Here is an 8565-nt window from a genome sequence, read left to right on the forward strand (position 1 = left end):
TTATACCAGAATGACAATGAGTGCTTGCGGCCCATGAATGCCGTATGCCAACGTTTGTTCGATATCAGTGGATTTGGAAGGTCCCGAGATCAGCAACAGGTTGCTGGGCAGCGGTGATTCGATCGAGCCGCGCGCCACTGCTTCCGTGAAGGTTGTGCAGATCCGGTGTTGCTCAAGAATGGCGATATGCACCGGCGGAACCAGCGACCAACTGCGCGGTTCGTCCGGGCTGGGCTGGATGATCAGCGTTCCGGTATCGGCGATGCCGGCATAAGCGCCGGTAAATGCCGCATCGACATCAGTGAAGAGCTCATTTTTCCAAGCCTCAAAGGGTTGCGAAAAATACTTTAAAGGCGGAAAGCGTTCCGCTTGCGCGGCAATTTGTTTTCCCCATTGAGAATGCGGTGATAACAGCAAATTTCTCAAGTTTTTGCGGCTGCAAATGCTGGCAAGCTCATTGAGCCAGGAATCGGCAGTAGCATTCAGAATTTCTGCATGAACGGCTTTCATGCGATCGCTAAAACGTTTTATCCGTTCCTCGGTATTCCAATCATGGTGGCTTGCATAGTCGGAATCCGCCGGTATTTCCTCCGATATCCGGTAGTCGTGTAGGCGCTTGAGAATATTGTCGCGAGCATTATTCATGATCGATTCCTAAAGCTTTCAGTCGTTCGTGAAGCGTTGTTTTTGCCAATTTCGGCATGGTACGGACATTTGTCCACGCATCAAAATAACCCGGCAAAACGACTCGCAGCCGGGTGGCCAACCGGGTACTCAGGCGGTAAGCGCCGGGATGGGTGCATTGCCACGCCCATAGTTTCCATAGAGCGGTTTGTGCCGGGATGTATCCGCTACCGGCGCCGGGCGTGCTGCAATCAGCATCTTGCCGCGTTGCATCCCAGCGCAGCCGGTTGAGAATATCGGCAATCGGGATACCCACCGGGCAGACTTCCGTGCATGCACCGCATAATGTCGAAGCTTGCGTCAATTCGCCGTACCGATCCAATCCGCGCTGCTGAGGTTCAAGAATGCTGCCGATCGGTCCGGGGATAACGGTGCCGTATGCATGGCCGCCGATATGTTGATACACCGGGCAGTGGTTGATGCAAGCCGCGCAGCGGATGCAGCGTAAGGTTGCTGCCAATTCCCGGTCGCGATAGCTAGTGGAACGGCCATTGTCGAGCAATACCACGTGCACTTCTCGCGGACCATCTTTTTCACCGGGTTGGCGTGGAGCGCTGATCATATTGAAGTAGGTCGTAATCGGCTGACCGGTTGCGGAGCGTGTGAGAATACTCAGCAATGGCGGAATGTCGCTGAGTTTTTCGACCACTTTCTCGATACCGGTGACCGCAATATGCACGGGCGGAATGGTCGAGCACATGCGGCCGTTGCCTTCGTTTTCCACCAAGCATAGGGTGCCGGATTCCGCGATCATAAAATTCACACCGGTCAGGCCGACGCGCGCGAACTGGAAATGATCACGCAGAATTTTGCGCGCCAGTTGCGCCAGCTCATCGACATCCTCGGTGTAAGCATAGCCGGGAAAGTGGCGGTGCAACAGCTCGGCTATTTGCCGGCGGTTTTTATGCAAAGCCGGCACGATGATATGCGCCGGTTTTTCCCCGGCAAGTTGGATAATGAATTCCCCAAGGTCGGTTTCCAACGCCTGAATCCCGTGTTGCATCAGAAAATGATTCAATGCGATTTCTTCCGAAACCATCGACTTACCTTTGATAATCAGCTTGGCATCGTGGCGCTGCATGATGCTCAGCACGACATGATTGGCTTGTTCGGCTGTTTCCGCCCAATGAACCTGGATGCCGTTACGAATCAAATTGGTTTCCAATTGTTCGAGTAATTGCGGGAGTTTACGCACTGCATTTTCGCGAATTGCCTGGCAATGACGGCGCAATTGCCGCCATTCATCCGCTGCTATCCAAGCGGCCTGACGGTGTTCGCGAAGTTTGTGAACAACGCGGTTGAGATTGGTTTGAACATCATCCTGCTGCAACGCAGAGGTGGCATTCCGGCGGAATTCCGAAGTCATGGGTCGCGGTCCTGTATTCTTTCCCACAGAAATTCGGCGATATGCTGGTGCGCTAATGCGACTCCTTGTTTCTCAAGTGCGCTGCCGATGTTCATCAAACAACCGTAATCCTGGCTGACGAGTTGTTGCGCGCCGGTGGCGCAAATATGACGGCATTTTTCCAGCACCATGGCGGCGGAGATTTCCGGTTGTTTGATGGCGAATGTGCCGCCAAAACCGCAGCACTCTTCAGCATGCTGCGGCTCTACCGCATCGACGTTGTGCAAATGCTTGAGCAACTCGGGAATCTTATTTGCAACCGCCATTTCCCGCCGCGCCGAACAGGAGGTATGCACCGCGACACGAAGCGGAGCGCCCGAGTCATGCAATTGAATATTCAACTCATCGACCAGAAATCCGGACAATTCGTATACCCGGCTGGCAACTTTCCGTGCTTCGGCTTCATCCGGTTGACCGGCAAACAACCGCGCGTATTGAAATTTCATCATTCTCGCGCAGGAAGCCGAAGGCACAATGATCGGAATCGGTTTCGGGAATAACTCCAATTGTGCCCGTGCGACAGCCAGCGCTTGCTCGCGATAACCGCTGTTCCACGCCGGTTGCCCGCAACAGGTCTGTGCTTGCGGATAAATAATGCGCACACCCGCGTGCTGTAACAATTTGACGGTAGCTACGCCAGCCTGCGGGTACAACAAATCGATCAAGCAAGTACCGAATAGATACACCGTATCCGGCTTGGAGGTTGCAGTTTTCTCAGACATCGTTGACAGTTCCTTGGGTGACAGGCAAATGATTATTCCCGTAATCGAATAATAAATATAATCTGCATCGAAAGATATGCGGGAATTTACCCATAATCCGGAGTGAGGGGTGTTTGTTATACTGCCGGGTCGGGTTTTGCAAGCATTCATAGGATCAACCATGCCTCAATCGATATTTTCAATGCTGGCGTTTTTGCCGTTGCTGCTGGCTGCGGTATTGCTGGTGGGATTCAATTGGCCTGCGCGCCGCGCGATGCCGCTGGTGTTTGCCGTTACGGTGACGATCGCGCTGGTTGCCTGGGATATGACGGTCAATCGCGTTGTTGCATCTGCATTGCAGGGATTGATTCTGACCGGTTCGATTTTGTGGATCATTTTCGGCGCAATTTTGTTGCTTAATACTTTAAAGTACTCCGGCGCTATTACCGCAATCCGTCGCGGATTTTCCGGCATCAGTTCGGATCGGCGCGTGCAAGTGGTGATTGTGGCGTGGCTGCTGGGGTGTTTTATCGAAGGCGCATCGGGGTTTGGCACGCCGGCGGCGGTAGTTGCGCCGTTGTTGGTGGCATTGGGTTTTCCTGCGCTGGCGGCGGTCATGGCCGGGATGATGGTGCAATCGACGCCGGTATCGTTTGGCGCGGTCGGTACGCCGATCGTGGTCGGGATTACCGGTGGATTGGATCAAACCGCCATTAGCGATCAATTGATTGCACAAGATTCAAGCTGGGATGCGTTTTACCGGTTGATTACGTCGGAAGTCGCATTGATTCATGCCGCTGCGGGCGTTCTGATGCCATTGCTGATGTGCATGATGCTGACGCGTTTTTTCGGAGAATATCGTTCCTGGCGGGAAGGATTGGCAATCGCACCATTTGCGATTTTCGCCGGATTGGCGTTTGTCGTGCCGTATGCGTTGGCGGGTGTTTTTCTGGGACCGGAATTTCCTTCGTTGTTAGGCGCCATGATCGGGTTGATAATCGTGGTACCGGCGGTGCGCACCGGTTTTCTGATACCGAAGTCATCGTGGGATTTTCCGGCGACTGACGATTGGCCGTCGAAATGGTTGGGCAGTATCGATGTTCGACTGGAGAATTTGGCCGAAAAAACGCCGATGCCGATCGTTTTAGCGTGGTGTCCGTATTTTTTGCTGGCGCTGTTATTAGTGTTGTCGCGAGTTAATGATGGGATCAAAGCGTTCTTGAATCAGCACGGGGTGTTGCAATGGAACGATATCCTTGGTGAATCCGGCATTTCCGGCAGTATCGCGCTTTTCTACCAACCGGGTGGATTGATGATCCTGGTGGTGCTGATCACTTATTTTTTGCACCGCATGCGATTCCCCGAATTTAAGGCGGCAATCAGGGAGTCAACGCAAACGTTGCTGGGTGCCGGATTTGTGTTGCTTTTCACGGTACCGATGGTGCGCATTCTGATTAATTCCGGTGTGAATCTGGCCGATTTGCCGGCCATGCCGCAGGCGATGGCGCAATTGGTTGCCGACGGCGTCGGCGCGATTTATCCGTTCTTTGCGCCGTCGGTGGGGGCGCTGGGTGCTTTCATTGCCGGGTCCAATACGGTGTCGAACTTGATGTTGGCGCAATTTCAATTCGATGCCGCGCAGTTGATCGGCGTATCCAGCGCATTACTGGTGGCGGTGCAGGCGGTTGGTGCGGCAGCCGGTAACATGATCGCGATTCATAATGTGGTTGCGGCTTCCGCGACCGTGGGCTTGCTGGGACGCGAAGGGGAAACCATCCGCATGACTATTATTCCGACGCTGTATTATTTGACAGTGGTGGGAATGATTGCAGTGCTTGCGATTTATGGCGTTGGCGTTACGGATGTTTTAACAAGCCGTTGAAAAACGATCCGTGTTGCCGCGGTAGTTATCAACCGCCTGCCACGGTCATGCGGTCGATCAATACCGAGCCGCATTGTTTCGAGCCGCGTACGATGATGTCATCGCCGATGGCGACGATGCCGCGGAACATGTCCTTGAGATTGCCGGCGATGGTGATTTCTTCCACCGGATGACTGACGACGCCATTTTTGACCCAGAACCCGGAAGCACCCCGCGAATAATCGCCAGTCACCGGATTAATGCCGTGCCCCAGTAGCTCCGTGACGAGCAATCCGGTGCCCATTTGTTTCAGAAGATCGTTGAAAGGCAAGGGTGCGCTATTTTTCATGATTAAATTATGCGTGCCGCCAGCGTTGCCGGTGGTGCGCATCCCGAGTTTACGCGCGGAGTAGCTGCCCAGGAAATAACCTTGCACGATGCCGTTTTCTACCACATGGCGATCCAAGGTGGCGACACCGTCATCGTCAAAAGGACCGCTCGCCAATCCTTTGTGCACATGTGGCAACTCCAGAATCTGAATATCCGGCGTAAAGACTTGTTGGCCGATGCTGTCGATCAGAAAAGAGGATTTTCGATATAAATTATTACCGGATATTGCGGAAGCAAAATGTCCGATCAAACCCGCTGCGATCGGTGCTTCAAATAAAACCGGCACTTCACAGGTATCGATTTTTCTCGCTCCCAAGCGTGCCGCGCTTCGTTCCCCGGCCTTTCGTCCGATGCTTTCAACCGTTTCCAGATCCGCCGCATCGCGGACCACACTGTACCAATAATCACGCTGTTTGCTGTCGCCTTGCTCGGCGATCATCGCGCAACTGATGCTGTGGCGCGATAGCGGGTAACCACCCATGAACCCGAGACTGTTGGCATATATAAACTGCGATTCGCTGACGGCAACAGTGGCGCCTTCCGAATTAGCGACAAGCTTGTTGGCGGTGAATCCGGAATGCTCGCATCGCTTGGCGAGTTCAATGGCTTCTTCAACACCGATTTGCCACGGAAAATACAGATTAAGATTGGGATAGTCTTTCGCCAGTAATTCAACATCCGCCAATCCGGCGCAGTCGTCGTCAGCAGTGTAGCGGGCGATCGACAACGCCGCGGCGACGGTGTCGCTGATTGCCTGCGGCGAGAAATCGGAAGTGCTGGCGTGGCCGCGTTTTTGTCCGATGTAGACGGTAACCGATAAGCCCTTGTCACGGTTGTATTCAATCGTTTCCACTTCATTGTGCCGCACCGTGACGGTCTGGCCAAAACCATCGGAAACATTGGTTTCACACGATGTAGCGCCACCTTTTTCGGCTTGTTTCAGAATGTCGCCGGCGATTTGCTGTAACGTGCTGATCGGATAGGAGAAACGGAGATCGGAATCGGGTAAGTTATTCATGACATGCTATCGGGACAAAAATTAAGCGATTTTCAAAATTAGGAAAGCGCTATGATAACAGCTTCTCGATACTGCATTACACAGCTTACCGTGCAAAAAGAACCGGAATACGACGATAACGAAGAAATCGCGCTGAGTAAAACGCGCCGTAAAAAAGACATGCACGCCTTGCAGGAAATCGGCGAGCAACTGGTGGAATTGGATCCGAAAAAATTGACCGAGTTTGATTTGCCGGAAATTTTGGTCGACGCCATTTTGCTGGCGCGCTCCATGAACAAACACGGCGCACGCCGCAGGCAACTGCAATACATCGGGCGCTTGATGCGCGAAGTCGACGCATCGCCGATTCAGCAAAAACTCGATTCCTGGCAACAAACCTCCAAACACCAAACCGCCCGGCTGCACCAGCTCGAACGCTGGCGCGAACGCTTGCTGAACGACGAACACGCACTGACCGAATTCGCCCAGCAATACCCGCAAGCCGACCTACAGCACCTGCGATTACTAATCCGCAACGCGCAAAAAGAAAAAGCCGCCGAAAAACCGCCGAAGAGTTTCCGGTTGCTGTTTCAGGAGTTGCAGGGGATTATTGTTGAGGTTTGATTGTCATGCAGAAGCGATTTCCAATGAATTAGGCGTAATTCAACTTTGATCGGTACTCATGAAAATTGTGAGCTGGAACTGTAATGGTGCTTTAAGGAAGAAGCTGGACATACTTTCCGTGCTCGATCCAGACATCTGCATTATTCAAGAATGTGAAGACCCTACCAGATGCTCAGATGTTTCATACCGTAAATGGGCGCAAAACTATCTGTGGATCGGTAGTAATAAGAATCGGGGGTTGGGAGTTTTTGTAAAACCGGATGTATCTCTGGAACGAGTGAATCTTGATCCCGGCCCGCTTGAATTTTTTCTTCCTTGCATCGTAGCCAATCGAATTTCGTTGCTGGCTGCCTGGACCCGGCAGGCGAATTCTCCGACCTTTCGCTATATTGGCCAGCTCTGGAAGTATCTGCAGCGACATCAGAGTTTCCTTGTGCAGCCAGAATCTATTCTTATCGGCGATCTAAACAGTAACACATGCTGGGATGTTTGGGATCGCTGGTGGAATCATAGTGATGTCGTGCGGCTTCTACAGGAAATTGGCCTTAAAAGTCTTTATCATCATGAACGGGGCGAAAATCAAGGCATGGAGAATACACCGACCTTCTTCATGTATCGACGTTCAGACAAGTCGTATCATATTGATTATGCGTTTCTGTCAGAAACTCTACTGGAAAGAGCCTCTTTGGAAGTTGGTATTTTCACCCATTGGATTGAGCATAGTGATCACATGCCAATTATCGTGCACATAGCTGATGACATTGAACCAAAGGGAAATCGTTGCTAAAGCTAAAGAAATAGAATACTCGCCAGAATGCAGGATAACAGTTAAAACTTGCGTATCGTGTACTCATCCAAGGTTGAGGAAATTTCAAACAATGTTAATGCTGGGTTATGCTTTGAAGTTGCAAATCAACCGCATAATTTTAGTGATTGAATCTTTATCGGTGAAATCAGAGCGCGAACTGGATTTGCTGTCATTCCCGCGCAAACGGGAATCCGGCGATTCGGCAAAGGCTGTGGTGGATGCCCGCCTTCGCGGGCATGACGATCACGTAGAGTGGGTTAGCGATGCGACAGCAATGTATTAATCAATGCTCTCGACTATAACGATATCGCCGAAGCGTTCAAAATCCTTGGTGTTATGGGTAAGGATGGCCGGGATGCCGTAGGCCAGCATCGTGGCGACGATATTGGCGTCGTGGATCTTTTTGCCGCCGATTTGGTAGCGTGTCATCAAATTCAGGAGCTTTTCTGTCACCGCCAGGTTGTCATCGGCGACATTGAATTGTTCCAGAAACTGTTTTACCTGGATCAGAATCGTTTGTTTCGGCACTGTGCCGAAGGCTTGTGGCCGGGTCAAGGTGGTTAGGTATTCCCGAATCACTTGACGACTGATCCAAAGTTTCCGTCCATCTTCAAAGGCGATTGTGATAGCAGACAGCGCGCCTCAATGGAGCGGTGCTTCCAGCACATTGGCGTACACCAGCATGTTGGTGTCTATGAACAACGCGTTGCCAGCGCCCTTAACGGCCATCGTCGCCGTACATGTCCTCGCGGTGCAGACTCAAGTCTTCCGGCCACTTGCCTACGCTGACCACAGGAAAAACCAGCGGTTGATTAACCTTGTTTGCCGTTGCTTGCTGTTCCATCCGCGTTTTCAAAAAATCGACGAAATCCTCGACTTCCGCGATCCGGTCGGTAGGCAGCGACCTTATCTTGTCGATCAACGTTTGGGTGTCTTGCTTGCTGGTTGCCATCATTATTCTCCGTTCAACCCTAATCCGCTAAGAAAGTTTCAATGACCTCCGGCAGCCATCCAAACGCATTGAGCGGCAATCTATGCGAATTTATCTTAACACATATGTATCAACAACCATTGAGAACTGATCAGGTAATTCAC

Annotated in this window: 10 protein-coding genes; 4 read left to right on the plus strand and 6 right to left on the minus strand. The window is 51.9% G+C overall.

The window, feature by feature from the left end:
- Genes KF839_RS11435 through KF839_RS11445 form a run of 3 tightly spaced genes read right to left on the minus strand, consistent with a single transcriptional unit; the run spans position 1 to position 2811 of the window.
- The gene (locus KF839_RS11435; RefSeq protein WP_292917972.1) at positions 1 to 645 is read right to left on the minus strand and encodes a LutC/YkgG family protein; all 645 of its coding nucleotides are present in this window, start codon (positions 643 to 645) and stop codon (positions 1 to 3) included.
- Complete coding sequence (locus KF839_RS11440) at positions 638 to 2050, minus strand: LutB/LldF family L-lactate oxidation iron-sulfur protein (RefSeq protein WP_292917973.1); 1413 nt, start codon at positions 2048 to 2050, stop codon at positions 638 to 640. The genes KF839_RS11435 and KF839_RS11440 overlap by 8 nt, the downstream gene beginning before the upstream one ends.
- Positions 2047 to 2811, minus strand: coding sequence for a (Fe-S)-binding protein (locus KF839_RS11445; protein ID WP_292917974.1), 765 nt, complete (start codon positions 2809 to 2811; stop codon positions 2047 to 2049). Before KF839_RS11445 ends, KF839_RS11440 begins: the two co-directional genes overlap by 4 nt.
- 160 nt (positions 2812 to 2971) lie before the next feature.
- Between KF839_RS11445 and KF839_RS11450 the strand changes: the two genes are divergently transcribed.
- Positions 2972 to 4672, plus strand: coding sequence for an L-lactate permease (locus KF839_RS11450; protein WP_292917975.1), 1701 nt, complete (start codon positions 2972 to 2974; stop codon positions 4670 to 4672).
- A gap of 28 nt (positions 4673 to 4700) precedes the next feature.
- On the opposite strand, the gene pmbA is transcribed toward KF839_RS11450, so the two are convergent.
- Positions 4701 to 6059 carry a metalloprotease PmbA gene (gene pmbA / locus KF839_RS11455; RefSeq protein WP_292917976.1) on the minus strand — a complete coding sequence of 453 codons (1359 nt, stop codon included), beginning with the start codon at positions 6057 to 6059 and terminating at the stop codon, positions 4701 to 4703.
- 51 nt (positions 6060 to 6110) lie between these two features.
- Between pmbA and yjgA the strand changes: the two genes are divergently transcribed.
- The 3 genes from yjgA (at position 6111) to KF839_RS11470 (ending at position 7753) form a co-directional block, all read left to right on the plus strand.
- Positions 6111 to 6662 carry a ribosome biogenesis factor YjgA gene (gene yjgA / locus KF839_RS11460; RefSeq protein WP_292917977.1) on the plus strand — a complete coding sequence of 184 codons (552 nt, stop codon included), beginning with the start codon at positions 6111 to 6113 and terminating at the stop codon, positions 6660 to 6662.
- Between the two features lie 58 nt (positions 6663 to 6720).
- Entirely contained in the window at positions 6721 to 7449 is a 729-nt protein-coding gene (locus KF839_RS11465; protein WP_292917978.1) for an endonuclease/exonuclease/phosphatase family protein, read from the plus strand.
- Positions 7450 to 7540: 91 nt separating this feature from the next.
- The gene (locus KF839_RS11470) at positions 7541 to 7753 is read left to right on the plus strand and encodes a hypothetical protein (protein ID WP_292917979.1); all 213 of its coding nucleotides are present in this window, start codon (positions 7541 to 7543) and stop codon (positions 7751 to 7753) included.
- Here KF839_RS11470 and KF839_RS11475 read toward each other — a convergent pair.
- A complete protein-coding gene (locus KF839_RS11475; protein WP_323802068.1) occupies positions 7750 to 8106 on the minus strand; it encodes a type II toxin-antitoxin system VapC family toxin in 357 nt (118 codons plus the stop codon). The genes KF839_RS11470 and KF839_RS11475 overlap by 4 nt on opposite strands.
- Positions 8107 to 8188: 82 nt before the next feature.
- Positions 8189 to 8422: a hypothetical protein gene (locus tag KF839_RS11480; protein ID WP_292917980.1), complete on the minus strand. Its 234-nt coding sequence runs from the start codon at positions 8420 to 8422 to the stop codon at positions 8189 to 8191.
- Positions 8423 to 8565 lie beyond the last annotated feature (143 nt).

It is taken from the genome of Nitrosomonas sp. (genome assembly GCF_019635155.1).
Lineage (GTDB): Bacteria > Pseudomonadota > Gammaproteobacteria > Burkholderiales > Nitrosomonadaceae > Nitrosomonas.

Bases quoted from the DNA above. Each gene is read 5' to 3' on its own strand.
- KF839_RS11435 (WP_292917972.1), bottom strand. From the start codon at position 645: ATGAATAATGCTCGCGACAATATTCTCAAGCGCCTACACGACTACCGG.
- KF839_RS11440 (WP_292917973.1), bottom strand. From the start codon at position 2,050: ATGACTTCGGAATTCCGCCGGAATGCCACCTCTGCGTTGCAGCAGGAT.
- KF839_RS11445 (WP_292917974.1), bottom strand. From the start codon at position 2,811: ATGTCTGAGAAAACTGCAACCTCCAAGCCGGATACGGTGTATCTATTC.
- KF839_RS11450 (WP_292917975.1), top strand. From the start codon at position 2,972: ATGCCTCAATCGATATTTTCAATGCTGGCGTTTTTGCCGTTGCTGCTG.
- pmbA (WP_292917976.1), bottom strand. From the start codon at position 6,059: ATGAATAACTTACCCGATTCCGATCTCCGTTTCTCCTATCCGATCAGC.
- yjgA (WP_292917977.1), top strand. From the start codon at position 6,111: ATGATAACAGCTTCTCGATACTGCATTACACAGCTTACCGTGCAAAAA.
- KF839_RS11465 (WP_292917978.1), top strand. From the start codon at position 6,721: ATGAAAATTGTGAGCTGGAACTGTAATGGTGCTTTAAGGAAGAAGCTG.
- KF839_RS11470 (WP_292917979.1), top strand. From the start codon at position 7,541: ATGTTAATGCTGGGTTATGCTTTGAAGTTGCAAATCAACCGCATAATT.
- KF839_RS11480 (WP_292917980.1), bottom strand. From the start codon at position 8,422: ATGGCAACCAGCAAGCAAGACACCCAAACGTTGATCGACAAGATAAGG.